The sequence below is a fragment of the Variovorax sp. 01N429 genome (assembly GCF_056399425.1).
Map to the genome: position 1 here is coordinate 1 of NZ_JBFTRG010000081.1, position 525 is coordinate 525.

At 71.8% G+C, this 525-nt stretch carries 1 protein-coding gene; it reads right to left on the bottom strand.

Going from position 1 to position 525, the window contains the following annotated elements:
* Positions 1-29 precede the first annotated feature (29 nt).
* The coding region (locus AC1DSF_RS30675; RefSeq protein ID WP_478184083.1) for a TetR/AcrR family transcriptional regulator C-terminal domain-containing protein at positions 30-525 on the bottom strand (496 nt) is incomplete at its 5' end.

Consider the following 525-nt stretch of genomic DNA (forward strand, 5'->3'; position numbering starts at 1 on the left):
CAACCGGGGCACGCCGCGGGTCCGGGAGCTTATCCCGGCCCGTCCGTCAGCGCCGCCAGTTGTGCGGTCAGACCGTCGATCAGCGCCGCCAGCCCCAGTTCGAAGGCGACCTCGGCGCGGCCCGCCTTGGCGGTGCCCGCGGCGCGCAAGGCGGCGGCGAGTTGCGGGACTTCGTGCTCGCGCTCGGCGACGTCGATCATCACGTCCGGGGCGGCCTGGTCGAAGGACGCGCCGACCAGGAAGTTCTCCACCGACGTCAGCACCGGCACGATTGTCTCGGGCGGCCATCCGCCGCGGGCGAGCGCGTCGACGACCGTTTCGAACATGTCCAGGGTGGCGGGCGAGGTGACCGTGGTCGTGGTGATCAGCCCGATGACGTTGGGGTGCCGGGCGAACGCCGTGCGGTAGGAGCGGCCCCACGCGATGAGCGCTTCCGACCAGGGCCGGTCGGCGAAGCCGCTCATGTCCATTTCGTCGACGATGAGCACGCGGATGCCCTCGACGATCGCCGGGCGGCCGTCCACA